This window comes from Burkholderia theae (assembly GCF_048565265.1).
GTDB lineage: Bacteria > Pseudomonadota > Gammaproteobacteria > Burkholderiales > Burkholderiaceae > Burkholderia > Burkholderia theae.
In genome coordinates this window covers 1,408,356-1,423,971 of sequence record NZ_CP183462.1, presented here as the reverse complement: position 1 = coordinate 1,423,971, position 15,616 = coordinate 1,408,356, and the positions used below count along the sequence as shown (strand labels likewise).

At 66.6% G+C, this 15,616-nt stretch carries 15 protein-coding genes; 4 read left to right on the top strand and 11 right to left on the bottom strand.

Annotation, left to right across the window (positions count from 1 at the left end; all coding sequences use genetic code 11):
* Positions 1–4 precede the first annotated feature (4 nt).
* From ACN22W_RS23855 to ACN22W_RS23840, 4 genes are all read right to left on the bottom strand, one after another.
* A complete protein-coding gene (locus tag ACN22W_RS23855) occupies positions 5–910 on the bottom strand; it encodes a metal-dependent hydrolase (protein ID WP_048247432.1) in 906 nt (301 codons plus the stop codon).
* Positions 907–1,842: an SDR family NAD(P)-dependent oxidoreductase gene (locus ACN22W_RS23850; RefSeq protein WP_129515188.1), complete on the bottom strand. Its 936-nt coding sequence runs from the start codon at positions 1,840–1,842 to the stop codon at positions 907–909. The genes ACN22W_RS23855 and ACN22W_RS23850 overlap by 4 nt, the downstream gene beginning before the upstream one ends.
* A 21-nt stretch (positions 1,843–1,863) precedes the next feature.
* On the bottom strand, positions 1,864–3,447 hold the full coding sequence (locus tag ACN22W_RS23845; protein ID WP_419689646.1) for a flavin-containing monooxygenase: 1,584 nt from the start codon (positions 3,445–3,447) through the stop codon (positions 1,864–1,866).
* A 246-nt stretch (positions 3,448–3,693) separates the two neighbouring features.
* A complete protein-coding gene (locus tag ACN22W_RS23840; RefSeq protein ID WP_419689645.1) occupies positions 3,694–4,365 on the bottom strand; it encodes a lysoplasmalogenase in 672 nt (223 codons plus the stop codon).
* A gap of 347 nt (positions 4,366–4,712) precedes the next feature.
* Here ACN22W_RS23840 and speB point away from each other — a divergent pair, with 347 nt between their 5' ends.
* The gene (gene speB / locus ACN22W_RS23835; protein ID WP_048247438.1) at positions 4,713–5,681 is read left to right on the top strand and encodes an agmatinase; all 969 of its coding nucleotides are present in this window, start codon (positions 4,713–4,715) and stop codon (positions 5,679–5,681) included.
* Between the two features lie 126 nt (positions 5,682–5,807).
* Positions 5,808–6,377, top strand: a complete 570-nt coding sequence (locus tag ACN22W_RS23830) for a YdeI/OmpD-associated family protein (protein WP_419689644.1) — start codon at positions 5,808–5,810, stop codon at positions 6,375–6,377.
* A gap of 114 nt (positions 6,378–6,491) precedes the next feature.
* On the opposite strand, the gene ACN22W_RS23825 is transcribed toward ACN22W_RS23830, so the two are convergent.
* The 6 genes from ACN22W_RS23825 to ACN22W_RS23800 form a co-directional block, all read right to left on the bottom strand.
* Positions 6,492–6,965 (bottom strand): hypothetical protein, encoded by a 474-nt coding sequence (locus ACN22W_RS23825; protein ID WP_419689643.1) that lies wholly within the window; start codon positions 6,963–6,965, stop codon positions 6,492–6,494.
* A 415-nt stretch (positions 6,966–7,380) separates the two neighbouring features.
* Entirely contained in the window at positions 7,381–7,593 is a 213-nt protein-coding gene (locus ACN22W_RS23820) for a DUF1059 domain-containing protein (RefSeq protein ID WP_048247441.1), read from the bottom strand.
* 460 nt (positions 7,594–8,053) lie between these two features.
* A complete protein-coding gene (locus tag ACN22W_RS23815) occupies positions 8,054–9,034 on the bottom strand; it encodes a sulfonate ABC transporter substrate-binding protein (RefSeq protein ID WP_419689642.1) in 981 nt (326 codons plus the stop codon).
* Positions 9,035–9,157: 123 nt separating this feature from the next.
* On the bottom strand, positions 9,158–10,006 hold the full coding sequence (locus tag ACN22W_RS23810) for a MerR family transcriptional regulator (protein WP_419689641.1): 849 nt from the start codon (positions 10,004–10,006) through the stop codon (positions 9,158–9,160).
* A gap of 9 nt (positions 10,007–10,015) precedes the next feature.
* Positions 10,016–10,579, bottom strand: coding sequence for an N-acetyltransferase family protein (locus tag ACN22W_RS23805; protein WP_419689640.1), 564 nt, complete (start codon positions 10,577–10,579; stop codon positions 10,016–10,018).
* Positions 10,580–10,678: 99 nt separating this feature from the next.
* Positions 10,679–11,698: an AraC family transcriptional regulator gene (locus ACN22W_RS23800; RefSeq protein WP_419689639.1), complete on the bottom strand. Its 1,020-nt coding sequence runs from the start codon at positions 11,696–11,698 to the stop codon at positions 10,679–10,681.
* Between the two features lie 426 nt (positions 11,699–12,124).
* Between ACN22W_RS23800 and ACN22W_RS23795 the strand changes: the two genes are divergently transcribed.
* Positions 12,125–13,489, top strand: coding sequence for an MFS transporter (locus ACN22W_RS23795; protein ID WP_419689638.1), 1,365 nt, complete (start codon positions 12,125–12,127; stop codon positions 13,487–13,489).
* A gap of 75 nt (positions 13,490–13,564) precedes the next feature.
* Here ACN22W_RS23795 and ACN22W_RS23790 read toward each other — a convergent pair whose 3' ends face one another.
* Positions 13,565–14,437 carry a LysR family transcriptional regulator gene (locus ACN22W_RS23790; protein WP_419689637.1) on the bottom strand — a complete coding sequence of 291 codons (873 nt, stop codon included), beginning with the start codon at positions 14,435–14,437 and terminating at the stop codon, positions 13,565–13,567.
* Positions 14,438–14,574: 137 nt separating this feature from the next.
* On the opposite strand from ACN22W_RS23790, the gene ACN22W_RS23785 reads away from it, so the two are divergent.
* Positions 14,575–15,573 (top strand): quinone oxidoreductase family protein, encoded by a 999-nt coding sequence (locus tag ACN22W_RS23785; protein WP_419689636.1) that lies wholly within the window; start codon positions 14,575–14,577, stop codon positions 15,571–15,573.
* Positions 15,574–15,616 lie beyond the last annotated feature (43 nt).

Sequence of the window (15,616 nt, the reverse complement as noted above, 5' to 3'; positions counted from 1 at the left end):
GGCGTCACGCTTGCGGAACCGGGTGCAGCGGCACCCGGCGCGGGGCGGCTTGCGCCGCATAACGCGCGTTGGTCGCGTCGATGTTCTCGAGCAACGTGTCGAGCCCCTGCAGGTACTGATGGTTGTCGTGGTCCCACGGGTGGAAGCCCGGGCGGAAGTAGTCGAGCCATTCGCGCGCGATGCTCGGGAACACGCCGTGCTTCGGGCTGTACAGATACTTCACGAGGCGCCACATGCCGCCGAACTTGCCGTGCTCGCGACGGTGCGCGCGCATCAGGCGCACGTGGAAGTCGAACACGATCGTCCAGAAGAACACTGTCGTCGTCAGCATCGTGCCCGTGCGCAGCAGATAACTGCCGAGGCCCGGCTTCATCACGGTGGTCCATACGTCGTACGACACCGCCTTGTGCTCGGTTTCCTCCATCGCGTGCCACATCCACATCTGCTGGTAACCCTCGACCGAGCCGTCGATCCGGTGCTCGTGGCCCGACAGCAGCTGGTTCGCGAGGATCGCCGTGTAGTGCTCGAGCGCGATCGTGATCGCGAGCTGCATCGAATGCGGCAACGCCTTCCTGAACCAGCCGAGGATCGTCCACAGCCGCTTGTCGAGCTTGTGCGCGGGCAGGCCCGCCGCTTGCAGCAGGTCGTTGTATTCGATGTGCTCGCGCGTGTGCATCGCTTCCTGGCCGATGAAGCCGAGCACCTGTTTCTTCAGCTCGGGATCCTCGATCTGGTCGCGGTAGTTGCGCACCGAATCCATGAAGAAGCGTTCGCCAGCCGGGAACAGCAGCGACAGCGCATTCATGAAGTGCGTGACCGGCACGCCCTGCACGTGCCAGTCGCGCGCGCGTTCGGGCGGCAGCGCGAAACGGATGTCGCGCCGCACCGGCATCATGTTCGGGGTCGTCATGATTGTTCTCCTCCCTGATTGCCTGCATTGTTGTACGTGGCGTGCAGCGGCGCGGGCGCCGGCGTGCCGTGTGCGGTCTGGCGGCGGGCCTTCGCGGCCTCGCGGCGCGTCGCCAGCACGACGAGCGCCTGATACGCGGACGGCAGGATGCGCGCCATCCAGTCGCCGGCCTTCGCATCGCGGCCGATCAGCACGCGGCGCTTGTTCCTGCGTACGCCGGCGAGGATCGTGCGCGCGGCGTCGTCGGCGGTCGTGATGAAGAACTTCTCGAACGTGTCCCGGCCTTGCTGCTCGCTCGCGACCATGAAGCCGACCATGTTCTTCGACACGCGGCTGGCCTGCGCGATGTTCGTGCGGATGCCGCCCGGATGCACGCAGGTCGCCGACACGCCGCACTTCATCATGTCGAGTTCCTGGCGCAGCGATTCGGTGAAGCCGCGCACCGCGAACTTGGTCGCGTTGTAGCCGCTCATGCCCGGCTGCGCGAAGATCCCGAACAGGCTCGACGTGTTGATCACGTGGCCGTCGCCCGATGCTTTCAGGTACGGCAGGAACGCCTTCGTGCCGTGCACGACGCCCCAGAAGTTGATGTTCACGATCCACTCGAGATCGCTGTATTCCATGCCTTCGATCGTGCTCGACAGCGCGACGCCCGCGTTGTTGAAGATCAGGTTGACCTTGCCGTGTTCCTTCGCGGTGTCGTCGGCCCACGCGAACATCGCGTCGCGTTCGCCGACGTCGAGCACGCGCGTCGACACGCGCACGTTCGGCGCGATCGCGCGGACGATCCGTTCGGTTTCCGCGAGGCCGACGCCGTTCTTGTCGGCGAGCGACACATGGCAGCCGGCCTGTGCGAGCTGGATCGCGAGCGAGCGGCCCATGCCCGAGCCGGCACCCGTGATCGCGGCGACCTTGTTGGCGAAATCTCTCATGTTGGTGGCTCCTTGTCTGGCTCAGGCCGCTTCGGCGGACGTGGAAGCGGAAGCGGCGGGCGCGGCGACGGGCCGCGCGGTCGTGTCGTGTTGCGGCGCGCGATACGCGTGGTAATCGGCGATCGAGAAGCGCGCGGTCGCCTGACGGAAGCGCCACGTGAAACCCGGCCACAGCGTCGTGTTCTTGCCCGTGCGCGGGTCGAGGTACCAGCTCTTGCAGCCGCCCGTCGACCAGATCGCCTTCTTCAGCTTGCCCTGCAGGTCGCTGTTGAACTGCGCCTCGACGAGCGGACGCACCTCGATCGCATCCGCGCGCTCGCGGTGCATCGCCTGCAGCGCGCCGAGGATGTATTCGATCTGCGACTCGATCATGAACACCATCGAGTTGTGGCCGAGGCCCGTGTTCGGGCCGACGATCATGAAGAAGTTCGGGTAGCCGGGCAGCGTCGAGCCGAGATACGCGTGCGCGCCGTCGCGCCACGCATCGACGATGTCGAGGCCGCCGCGGCCGACGATCGCGCCGCGCGGGAACGGATCGGCAACCTGGAAGCCGGTGCCGTAGATCAGGCAATCGACTTCATGGCGCTTGCCGTCGGTCGTCACGACCGCGTCGGCCTCGATGTGGTCGATGCCGGTCGTGATCACGTCGACGTTCTTGCGCGACAGCGCCGGGTAGTAGTCGTTCGAGATCAGCACGCGCTTGCAGCCGAGCGTGTAGTTCGGCGTGACGGTCTTGCGCAGCTCCGGATCGGGAATCTGCTTGCGGATGTGGCGCAGCGCGAGCTTCTGCACGTTCTTCATCAGCGACGGATGGATCGCGAAGCCGAGCACGCGCGATTCGAGCATCCAGTAGATGCCGCTGCGCACGGCCTTCTGCGTGAACGGCAGCGTGCGGAACAGCCACTTCTCGAGGCCGCTCAGGTTGCGGTCCGGCTTCGGCATGATCCACGGCGGCGTGCGCTGGAACAGCGCGAGTTCCTTCACGCGCGGCGCGATCTGCGGCACGAACTGGATCGCGCTCGCGCCGGTGCCGATCACCGCGACGCGCTTGCATTCGAGCGCGTAGTCGTGATCCCAATGCTGCGAGTGGAACGCGCGGCCCTTGAAGTTCTCGACGCCGGGAATCGCCGGCAGCGCGGCGCGCGACAGGCCGCCCATCCCCGACACGAGCACGCGCGCGGACAGCCGCTTGCCGTTCGCGAACGTGAGGCGCCAGCGCTGCGCGGCTTCGTCGTATTCGGCGCGCTGCAGTTCGTGGTTCAGGCGCAGGTGCGGGCCGACCCCGAAGCGCTGCACGCAGTCTTCCAGATACGCGCGGATCTCCGGCTGCGGCGCGAACATGCGCGTCCAGCGGGGGTTCGGCGCGAACGAGAACGAATAGACGTGCGATTGCACGTCGCATGCACACCCGGGGTAATGATTGTCGCGCCACGTGCCGCCGACCGACGCGGCCTTCTCGAGGACGACGAAGTCGGTCACGCCTGTTTGTCGCAGGCGGATCGCCATCCCGAGACCGGCGAAGCCGGTGCCGATGATGGCGATATCGATGGTTTCGTCCTGGCCGTCGTGGCCGGGCGGACCGAAAGGCAACGTGCGAGCATTCATCCGGGTGTCTCCGATTTGGCTCATTTTCGAATGTTACATTGTTTGATGTAACGATAGTGGGTGAGCCCGGAAACCGCAAGAGGCTAGAAGCGCCGCTCTAAGGGCCGGAAACCAGACGGGAAAAGGCTGAGCGGGGTTTGGAACGGGCCGGTTTCCGCAATGCGGAATTCACGGAAAGGCCCGTCGATGGGGCGGGAGACGTGGTGGACGGGACCGCCGGCGCGCGGCGGTCTGTTTGAAACGGAATCAGGGGTGGATCGATCGGGCGGTGGTCTCATGGAAAACCCCGGCCACGATCATGACCTGCGCGAGCGCATAGAAGCCCCAGATCAGGTAGTCGATGCCGGGAAAGCCGCCGAGGAAGCGGCCGACACCGATCAGCGTATCGGAGCCGACGAAGACCAGGCTGCCGACCGCCACCAGCGGGCCGTGCGTGCGGGCGGCGAGCGCGAAGCTCGCCATCACGCACAGCACCAGCATGTACACGGCGACCGGCGCCAGCAGCTCGCCGAGGTGCGGAAGGAAGGCCAGGTAGAACGCCGGCGCGGCGATCCACAGCCCGACGAGCGCGCCGATGCGCCAGCCGTGCGGCCGCGCGCGCCAGCGGAAGAAAATTCCGCAATAGAAGAGATGCGTGAGCAGGAACGCGCCGAGGCCGAACACGAACGACAGCGGCCAGTCGGGCAGCGCGAGCAGCACGTCGCCGAGCACGGCGGTCGCGAGCGCCGCGCACAGCCACGCGCGTTCGCGCCGCGCGCCGCAGGTGCTGCCTGCCGCGAGCAACAGGATGCCCATCGCGGCTTTCGCGGCGGCCTGGCCGGGATAGGGCGCGACGGTGAGCGACAGCCCGTACAGCAGCGCGGCGGCGACGGCGAGCGGCCAGAGCCGGCGGTAGGTGGCGGGAAGCGTGGCGATCAAGGCGGGTGTCTCCGGTTTGTTGTTGTCTGCGGTGGACGGCGCGCCGGCGGCGGCGCGGCTGCCGGCCATTATCCGGAAGAAAAGGCGTGCGAAAACCGGCGAATCCTTCTAGGAAACGGTGCCGATGCGGCCGCCGGATTTCTTCGACGCGTTGCCCCGGTTGAACCGGGGCAACGACTTCAATTCGGCTTGTTATGATCGCCGCCGTATTGCCGTTGTCGTTGTCCCGCCCGGCCGCGCGACTGGATGCGCAAGCCGGTGCGTGCCCGATGAATCCCTGCCGTGCCCGGCCCGCGCGCCAATGCGAAGCGGGGCGGGGCCGGCTCCCCACGAAAACAGGTTCGACCATGACCGAACTTTTCCACGGCGACGGCGCGATCCGTCGCACGACGCCGTACGGCTCCTCGATCGAAAACACCTATGCGGGTGTGCTGTCGTTCATGCGCCGCAACTATTCGCGTGTGCTCGACGGCGTCGACGTCGCGATTTCCGGCGTGCCGCTCGACCTCGCGACGACCTATCGTTCGGGCGCGCGGCTCGGGCCGGCCGCGATCCGCGCGGCGAGCGTGCAGCTTGCGGAACTCAATCCGTATCCGTGGGGCTTCAATCCGTTCGACGATCTCGCGGCCGTCGACTATGGCGACTGCTGGTTCGATGCGCACAACCCGCTGTCGATCAAGCCCGCGATCGTCGAGCATGCGCGCACGATCCTGCGCTCGGGCGCGAAGATGCTGACGCTCGGCGGCGACCACTACATCACGTATCCGCTGCTGGTCGCGCACGCGGAGCGCTACGGCAAGCCGCTGTCGCTGATCCATTTCGACGCGCACTGCGATACGTGGGCCGACGACGATCCGGACAGCCTCAATCACGGGACGATGTTCTACAAGGCCGTGAAGGAAGGGCTGATCGATCCGGCGACGTCGGTGCAGGTCGGCATCCGCACCTGGAACGACGATTTTCTCGGGATCGAGCGGCTCGATGCCGCGTGGGTGCACGATCACGGTTCGCGCGCGGCGGTCGAGCGGATCGTCGACATCGTCGGCGCGCGGCCCGCGTATCTGACGTTCGATATCGATTGCCTCGATCCGGCGTTCGCGCCCGGGACGGGGACACCGGTCGCGGGCGGGTTGTCGTCCGCGCAGGCGCTGGCGATCGTGCGCGCACTTGGGGCCGTGAATCTGGTTGGGGCAGATGTCGTCGAGGTGGCGCCCGCTTACGATCATGCGGACATTACGGCGATTGCGGCCGCGCATGTTGCTTGTGATTTGCTGTGTCTGTGGCGGCAGAAGAAGGTGGCGGGGGCGTTGAAGTAAACGGGCGGGCCCGTGGCTGCCGAGCGACCGGTCATGGGCCGCACCACGGACGTTGATGTTCGTATGAAAACCGCTAGACTGCGTACGCCTTCCCCGCACATGGACTGAACCATTCAGGATAGCGACATGACCGAAAGCGCTCTAACCTTTACCAGTCAGACCGAATGGGAAAGCTGGTTGGGGCAAAACGGCAGCACGTCGACCGGTGCATGGCTGCGTCTGGCAAAAAAGGGCACCGGGCAGCGGACCGTCACCTACGAACAGGCGTTGGAAAGCGCACTTTGCCATGGCTGGATCGATGGCAAAAAGCAGGCTGAGAGCGAGCAATACTGGTTACAACGCTTCACCCCGCGCACCGCAAAAAGCATCTGGTCCAAACTCAACAAGGAAAGGGCTGAAGCGCTGATCGCCGCAGGCAGAATGCGCCCGCCCGGCATGAACGAAATCGAGAAGGCCAGGAAGGACGGCCGCTGGGAGGCTGCCTATACGTCGGCCAGTCACTCGGTCGTGCCGGACGACCTGCAGGCGGCTCTGGATGCCAATCCGGGCGCCAGGAAGTTTTTTGCAACCCTGAGCAGCCGTAACCGCTATGCCATCCTGTATCGGATACAGAACGCCAAAAAGCCGGAAACGAGGGCGCGCAAAATCGCGGAATTCGTCGACATGCTGAACCGTGGCGAAACCTTCCATCCGTAAGTCTTGCGCTTCTGGCGGAGGTTTTGCCAAACGGGGCAACCAACCCGTCATGGGCGCTTCGGCTCAGCGACCGTCATGTGTGGAACACACCCGAAGCGCTGCTACTGGCCGAGTTCAGCCGTTGAGATGTTGCTTGAGCACGGTTGGCTCGACAGGCACTGCCGGCCACAGCTGAACAAGATAGTGGTCTTGCCCTTCAAGTCCGTCTTCCGACAGTGTTCCCAAGCCAGAACAGGAGAGCCTGACTCTGTATGTCCCGGGTTCAAGTTCGAATCGGGCGGCATCCGGGAAATAGTCCATGCAGCCGGCCACGACAAGCGGTCCCACGTTAATGATCAACGTGCCTTCAACCACGTGATCGAAGTTGGCGAGATCATTCGCAGGCGCCTCACTCAAGAATTCCAGCGTCACGGGTACGTGCATGTTTCGAACAGTACCAAGCCCGATCACGTCCTGGTCTTCCGTAACGGCCAACATGCGCTCTACTGCCTTGTCGTCCCACGCCACGGATAGATCTCCGTCCGCGATCTCGTCTTGAAGATAGAACTGGAAGTAGTCCGCGAATAGTTCAAGCTGGTGTGATCGCATTGACGTGATTCTCCTGGCATTGACCGAGGTCAGTTTCGACGACGGCCGATTTTCCGGACAACTGCCCGTGACCGGGTCGTGCCGGGTGACGGACTTTGCCCTGCCACGACCTTGGGCAAATCCTACATTGCAATTGACGGTTATACGCGTCAAGCCATGTCACAAGGGACGCGTGGCGGGCAAATCGTCGATGGTCCGGGGCGTGGCGCCGACTGTCCGTTCGTGGTCGAACGCTGAACTGCAAGTTCGGCCCGGCCGCGACGTATTCGCACGATAGCCGACCTTCCATCGCCGCCCGACTTGGACCACACAGAAGAAGATCTCGGCAAGATGAGCAGCGACGGTCAACGCAGATGCGTTGTTGGCAGATGGCCGTCGTGAGGTGGTCGCTGCTCTTCAATCGGTCGCGCCGGCGTTACGCGTGACGCGGCGCTTCAACGGGCGGTGTGCCGTCATGAAACAGCGTTTTCAGCTGCGAACGCAGCTCCGGCGAATCGGCATGCTTGTGAACCGTGACCGCATGCTGGACGGCGGCCTCGAGCAACTCGTTTTCGGAATCCGCGGATAGCGCAACGGAACAGTTCATTTCGCTCGGGAATTCCCGGCAATCGATGTATTTGCGCGTCATGATGTCCTCTTCATACGACAGTAGTCATGGGTCTTGCGTGAATGACCGCGCGGGATGCCGCGCGAAGCACATAGGGCACGTTTGCGCCTCCTTGTCGCGGACGAAATGATTTTGAAAGTATAGGTTGCGTGCAATGAATTCGCGGTAGCGCATCGAAATTTGCGGCGTCCCGCGTGCGTCGCCTGCGCGACGTGCGGCAGTTGCCGCCTGCAGCCAGGAATGAAACAGGGAGGTAATTAATGGCCGACTACATGGCTGACGAAATCCACACACGAAAGTCCATTGTCTGGCCGGAAGCGACGTTTGAATGGCACTTCGAACGTGCGGGTCGACGTCCGTAGATGGTCGATCGCCGGCAGTTGGTCCCGCGGCTCACCGAAAATTCCAGAAGAACGCAAAAGGCCGACGGGCAGGGTGCCCGTCGGCCTTTTTTTCGAACGCGTGCGCGCTGCGCCGCGCGTTACTTCGCCGCGACCGCCGTCGCCACGCGTTTATCGGTCCACGCGTTATCGGCGACGCTCAGCTTCTGCGGAATCAGCTTCGCCCCATAAAACGCATCGGCAACGCCTTGCTGAACCTTGACGATCTTCTCGTCGATCGGCACCGCACCGAACGGCACGCGCTTGATCCACGTCTCGACGAGCGGCAGCGGCAGCCCGACCTTCGGCGCGATCAGCGCGGCGGTCTCGGCCGGATGCCCGTTGACCCACAGTCCAGTCTCGCGCGCCTGCTTCAGGATCGCACCGACCACGTCGGCGTGCTGCTCCGCGAAATCGCGCGTCGCCTCATAGAAGTTGTTCGCGGGCGTGAGGCCCGTGTAGTCGGACAGCGTGCGGATCTTCAGCGAATTCTGCGCGGCTGCGTAGTACGGATCCCACACGGCCCACGCGTCGACGTTGCCGCTCTCGAACGCGGCGCGCGCGTCGGCGGGCGGCAGGTACACGGGGCGGATCTCGTCGTAGCGCACGCCGGCCTTCTTCAGCGCTTCGAGCAGCAGGTAGTTCGCGCTCGAGCCCTTCTGCAGCGCGACTTTCTTGCCGCGCAGGTCGGCGAGCGAACGGACCGGCGAATCGGCCTTCACGAACACGGCTTCGTTGTGCGGCGACGGCGGTTCCGCGCCGACGTACACGAAGCGTACGCCGGCGGCCTGCGCGAACACCGGCGGCGGCGCGCCCGTATAGCCGAAGTCGATGCTGTTCGCGTTCAGCGCTTCCAGCAGTTGCGGGCCGGCCGGGAATTCGAACCACTGCACGCCATAGCCGAGCGGCTTGAGGCGCGCTTCGAGCGAGCCTTGCGCCTTGATGACCGACAGCAGGCCAGCCTTCTGGTAGCCGATGCGCACGACCTTGTCGGCGCTGCCCTGCGCGAGGGCCGACGTGGCGGCGACGGCGACGAGCGCCGTCGCGGCGGTGCGGGTGATCCAGCGGGTGAAACGAATCATCGAACGGACTCCATGCGAAACGTCTTCGGGGAGCGGCCGGTGCCGCTCGGTTGGAAGAATCGTCGCATGGGCGATCGCGCCCGCAAACGAAGCATTGCCGAAATCAATATGACGGCGGCGGGCTTATGCTTTGTCGCCGTCGCCTTGCGTATCCGAAGAGTCGGGCGTGCCGGACTGCCGCGCGGCTTCGTCGCTGAGCTTCTTGTCGAGGATCGTTGCGACGCGGCCGCCGAGATACGCGCTTGCCGCGGTTTCGAGCGCGCGGTTCGTCTCGCCTTCGACGAACACGGCCGCGAGCGGGCGCAGGCGCCAGATCGCGTCGACCAGTTCGGGCACGTCGGTGGCCGGCGGCAGCGTGTCGGCGTCGTAGCGGTCGAGCCGCTTCACGACGAGGTCGACGAGCAGCCGCGCGATCGCGTCGAAGTGCGGCCGCGCGAGGCTGATCACGTCGAGCAGCTCGCGCGGCGGGATGCCTTCCTTCGTCATCGCGGCGGCCGCCTCGAGCAGCGCGGGGCTTTTCGCGACGAACGACAGGCCGTGCCGTTCGAGCAGGCCGAGCTCGGTCACGCGGGAAAGCTGCGTGGTGGCCTGCGGGCCGAACATCTGCGCGAGCGCGGCGAGCGAATAGGTTTTCGGCAGTTCATGCGACCAGCGGCCGCCGATCGCGTTTTCGAGGCCGAGGATCGAACGCAGGTCGTGGCCTTCGTCGATCGCCTTGATCAGGTCCTGGATGTTCGACAGCGTGTAGCCGCGCGCGAGCAGGTGGTTGATCAGCTTCAGGCGGGCGACGTGCGTGTCGTCGTAGATGCCGACGCGCCCGCGTTTCTCCGGCGGCGCGAGCAGCCCGCGGTCCTGGTACGCGCGAACGTTGCGCACGGTCGTGTCGGACACGCGCGCGAGTTCGTCGACCGTGTACTCGTTGCGGGAATCCGCCGCGGCCTCGTCGGGTGTGGAATGAGTCTGTTTTGCCATGCGGCCATTCTAGCGCGACGGGGCGGGCTCGGGCGAGGCGGGCAGCGTGCGCGCGCCGTCGCCGAGCGGGCGTTGCATCAGCGCCGTGTCGATCCAGCGGCCGTGCTTGAAACCGACCGCCTTCAGCGTGCCGGCCGGCTCGAAGCCGAACGCGCGATGCAGCGACGTCGAGCCGCCGGTGCCGCCGTCGGCGATCACCGCGATCATTTGCCGCCACGGGCCGGCCTCGCAGCGCGCGATCAGGGCCGCGAGCAGCGTACGGCCGACGCCGCGCCCGCGCTGCGCGTCGTCGATGTAGATCGAATCTTCGATGGTGAAGCGATACGCGCGGCGCGTACGGTACGGCGTCGCGTACGCATAACCGACCACGCGACCGTCGCATTCGGCGACGAGATAGGGCAGCCCGTCGCGCAGCACCGCGTCGCGGCGCGCGCGCAGCTCGGCGGCGTCGGGCGGCGTTTCCTCGAACGACGCGACGCTGTGGAGCACGTGGTGCGCATAGATCGCGTGGATCGCGGCGAGGTCGGCGTCGGTCGCGTCGCGGACGATGCAGGCGGCTGGCGTGGTGGACATGGTGACGGGGTGGCAGGGCCGGGATGAGGGCAAACCATGACTATGCGGGCGATTGCGTGACACGTAAAGCGGCCGGCCGTGCGTCCGGCGCCGCGGCGTTCAGTTCGGCTGCCGCTTCTTCTGCGTGTCGCGCGGCAACTCGTCGAAGCGGGCGAAGTAGTAGGCGGAAAAGCGACCGAGGTGCCCGAAGCCGAACGTCAACGCCGTATCGGTGATGCTGGCCACCGGGTCGCTCAGCAACTGCACGCGCGCGGCGTCCAGCCGAATGTTGCGCAGCAGCGCCATCGGAGTCGCGCCGTGGTAGCGCCGGCATAGTACGTTCAGCGTCCGCAGGCTGACGCCGGCTGCCCTGGCGAGATCTTCGAGCGAGATCGGCGCGCAGAGCCGCGCGTGGATGAATTCGTGCAGCGCATCCATCTGCCGGATGCCGCCGCGCGATCCGGCTTGCGTCGGCGCGCCGCGCGCTTGCGGCGCCGGGCCGGCCTGCGCGGCAGCGGGCGACGGCGGGCAATGCACGAGCAGGAATAGCGCGAGGCTTCGTTCGAAGTGGTCGCGCCATTCGGCGCGGATGCCGCCGTCGTCGGCAACGGCGAGCACGTTGAGCAGCGACTGCGCGATCAGATCCCATTGCGACGCAAGCGCCGTCGGCAACAGGAATCCCGGCGCGAGGCCGGGCGCCGCTTCGTCGGGCCGGCGGCCGCAGACCGCGCGCATCAGCGAATCGGGCACCTTGACGATCAGTTGCCGGGTGCCGGACCGCCAGCGGAGCCGGACGCGCGACGTCGGCGCCAGCACGGCGGTGCGCCCTTCGGACACGCCCATCACGTGCCCGTCGCACTCGATTTCGGCGCCGCCCGCGAGCGACGTGTGGACGAGCGAAAAGCCGTCGAACGGGCGCGGGGCGACCTCGACTTCGGCGCCGTACTGCAGCGCGTAGACGCTCAGGTGATTCAGTTGCCCCTTGAAAAGCGCGGCGTCGGGTACGCCTTGCTTCCAGCGCAGCGCATGCTCGGCCAGTTCCAGCGAGACCTGCTCGTGCGCATCGGTGCGCAATCCTGATCGAAACACGCAATTCCGATACAGCGCGGACAGCACGTCCGCCTTCGCGGTGAGGGGCATGGGGCGTCTCCTGTGTGGCGCTTGTCGTGCGGCACATCCGGCTGGCCGCGGATGCGCGTCGTGCCACATCGGTTTCTCTTGTGAGCGAGATATCCTGAAAGGATGATATTGATCTTTGTCAGGCTTGTCGAAAGTTTCGCAAGAATCGGATAGTCCAGCTCCCGCCGGGGAAAAATCCGGATAGCGCGCGGCGTGCGGCACGAGAAAAACGGATCGAATTCGCGCGCCGCCTGCAAATTCCGGATAGTGGAAATCATTGTGGCTTCCTACACTGCGCCGGCATCCGGACGGTCAGTTGCGCATTTCGCGATGATGATTCGTACAACTACTAAATCGATAGGCTGAGCGATCGTATTGGTTCGAGCGCGCGTGATGCGACGGCTACCGTCGGGCCTGAATCCCCTCTGTAAAAAAGAAGGAAGTTCCATGCGTCAAATCAACCTGCAGGCGCTCTCCGACGATGCGCGGCTGGGCAAGCTGCACGGCGTCGTGCTGTTCTGGTGCGCGCTGATCATCGTGTTCGACGGGTACGACCTGGCGGTGGCCGGCATCGCGCTGCCGTCGATCATGAAGGAGATGGGCGTCAGCCCGGCGCAGGCCGGATTCATGGTCAGCTCGGCGCTGTTCGGCATGATGTTCGGCAATATCGTGTTCGGGACCATCGCCGAGCGGATCGGGCGCCGCTGGGCCATCGCGGCCTGCCTGACGCTGTTCAGCGTGTTTACCGCGGCGGCCGGGCTGGCGCCGACGCCCGCACTGTTCGGCGCCGCGCGCTTCCTGGCGGGCATCGGCATCGGCGGCGTGATGCCGAACGTGATAGCCCATATGACCGAGTATTCGCCGCGCCGCATGCGCAGTACGCTGGTGACGTTGATGTTCAGCGGTTATTCGGTCGGCGGCATGCTGGCGGCCGTGATGGGCAAGGGGATGATCGAGGCGTTCGGGTGGCAGTCCGTGTTCGTCGCGGCGGCCGCACCGGTGCTGCTCGTCCCGCTGTTCGTGAAATGGATGCCGGAATCGCTGCCGTTCCTGATCCGGCGCGGCAGGACCGACGAGCTTGCGCGCATCGCGCGCCGGCTCGATCCGACGTACCGGCGCGAACCGGGCGACTGTTATGTCGTTCCGCGCGAGGACACGGCGGGCGGCGCACGGGTTCGCCAGTTGTTCGACGACGGTCGTGGATTCAGCACCGTCATGTTCTGGATCGCCTGCTTCATGTGCCTGTTCATGGTGTATGCGCTCAGTTCGTGGCTGACGAGGCTGATGGCGAGCGCCGGCTACAGCCTCGGCTCCGCGCTGACCTTCGTGCTGGTGCTGAATGCCGGCGCGATGGTCGGCGCGATCGGTGGCGGCTGGCTGGCCGATCGCTTTCCGATCAAGACGGTGCTCATGTCGATGTATTTGCTCGCCGCGGTGTCGATCACGCTGCTCGGCTACCCGATGCCGACCGCGCTGCTGTTCGTGCTGGTCGGCGTCGCGGGCGCTTCGACGATCGGCACGCAGATCGTCAACTGCGCGTATGCGGGCCAGTTCTATCCGATGGCGATCCGCTCGACCGGCATCGGCTGGACGCTGGGCGTGGGTCGCAGCGGCGCGATCCTGGCGCCGATCGTCATCGGTCTGCTGGTAGGCATCGATCTGCCGCTGGAACAGAACTTCATGGCGATCGGACTGCCCGCGCTGGCGGCGGCCGTCGCGGTCGGCCTGATCGATCATCGGCGCTCGGCGTCGCATCACGGCCTTCCGGCTTCGGCCGGCGAACGGCAGGCGTCGCCCGCACGGCAATCCTGAGCGGCGCATCTGCGGGGCGCAACCCGCCGGGGATCGAGGCCGGGCCGCCGCAGTGGTTCTGACGCGGCTGCGGCGTCAGAGCCGCCCGTCCGCCGCGTGTACCGCGTCCGCGATCGCATCCGCGACGCGCTGCACGCGCGGCGAGCGGCGCACGTCCGGGTGGACGACTAGCCAGATCTCGCGCTCGATGTCGCAGCGCGGCGCGGCCGTCAGCTCGACGAGCGGCGCACCGGCGTGCGCGGCCGGATCGTCGACGAGAAACCTCGGCAGCAGCGCGACGCCGGCCCCCGCCGCGCACGCGCGATGTTGCGCGGCCAGGTCGTTGGTGACGAACGCGAAGCGGCGCCCGGCCGCGAAGCGTTCGAGCCACTGCTGTTGCGGTGTTTGCGCGAGCGCGTCGTCGTAGCCGACGAACGGCCAGGTGTCGGGCGGCGCATCCGCCCATTCCGGCGCTGCGCACAGCGCGAAGCGCATCGTGCCGAGCCGGCGCGCGGCGAGCCCCGGCTCGCTCGGCCGCGACAGCCGCACCGCGAGATCGGCTTCGCGCGCGTACAGGTTCGCCGCATGCATCTCGCCCATCAGGTCGATCCGCAGCGCCGGCCACGCGTGCTGCGCGCGGGCGAGCCGCGGCGCGAGGAAATGGCTGGCGAACACCGGCGACGCCGACACGCGCACCACGCCGTCGAGTGCCGCCGCGCCCTGCGCGGCGCGCGCGAACGCATGCGTGTCGGTTTCGATGCGCGCGGCGTGCTCGGCGAGGTGCAGCCCTTCGTCGGTCGGCGGCCAGCCGCGCGGCAGCCGGTCGAACAGCCGGATGCCGAGCGCGGACTCCAGCGTGTCGATGCGCCGCGCGACCGTCGAATGCTGAACCTGCAGCGCCCGTGCGGCCGCCGACAGGCTGCCGCCGCGCATCACCGCGAGGAAGTAGCGGATGTCGTCCCAGCTCATCGGCAGCGCAGACGCGGGAGCGGGATCTTGATCGCGGTCGGTCGAATTTTGCACAGTAAGTGGGCGATAAACATGAATTCCGTTCGATTATGCACGATGGGATGATCGTGTCACTTCATTCGATTGCGAGGAACGTCATGACCCAAACAACCACCGCCATCCGGATCGGGATCGACCGTTACGGCGACGCCGGCGTGCTGCGCCGCGTCGATGCGCCCGTCGCGCCGCCCGGTGCCGGCGACGTGCGGATTCGCCAGACCGCCATCGGCGTGAATTTCGTCGACATCTATTTCAGGACGGGCGCGCACGCATTGCCCGCGCTGCCGGATGCGCTCGGCGTCGAGGCGGCCGGCGTGATCGACGCGGTCGGGGCCGGCGTGACGGATCTCGTTCCGGGCCAGCGCGTCGCGTACGCCGGTATGCCGACCGGCAGCTACGCGAGCCTGCGGACGATGCCGGCCGAGCGCGTATTGCCGATACCCGACGGCCTGAGCGACGACGCGGCCGCCGCCGGGCTGCTGAAAGGGATCACCGTCTACATGCTGCTGCATCGCGTCCGGCAGGTCGGCGCCGGCGACACGGTGCTCGTGCACGCGGCGGCCGGCGGCGTCGGGCTGCTGGCGACGCAGTGGGCGCGTGCGCTCGGCGCGCGGGTGATCGGCACGGTCGGGTCGGCCGCGAAAGCCGCGCTCGTGCGCACGCACGGTGCGGAGGCGGTCGTCGATTATCGCGAGGAGGATTTCGTCGCGGCCGCGCGTGCGTTCGGCGGCGGCGCGGGGGTCGATTACGCGATCGACGGGATCGGCGGCGACGTGCTGACGCGCACGCTCGGCGCGATCCGTCCGTTCGGGATGGTCGCGAGCATCGGGCAGGTTGCCGCGATCGGCGCGCGGCAAACGCTGGACCTCGATGAACTCGGGCCGACCCGCTCGATCGCGCTGGCCCGGCCGAGCGTGCTTGGTTTCATCGCGCGCGACGTCGCCGGGTATCGCGAAGCCGCGCGCGCGACGCTCGAACGGCTGGCGGGCGGCATGCACGTGGAGATCGGCGCGCGGGTGCCGCTCGAACAGGCGGCCGAGGCGCACCGGTTGCTGGAGTCGCGTGCGACGACGGGGGCGGTGGTGCTGGTCCCGTAACCGCGGGCGGGTGCCGATCGCGATGCGGCCTGACGGTCGCACC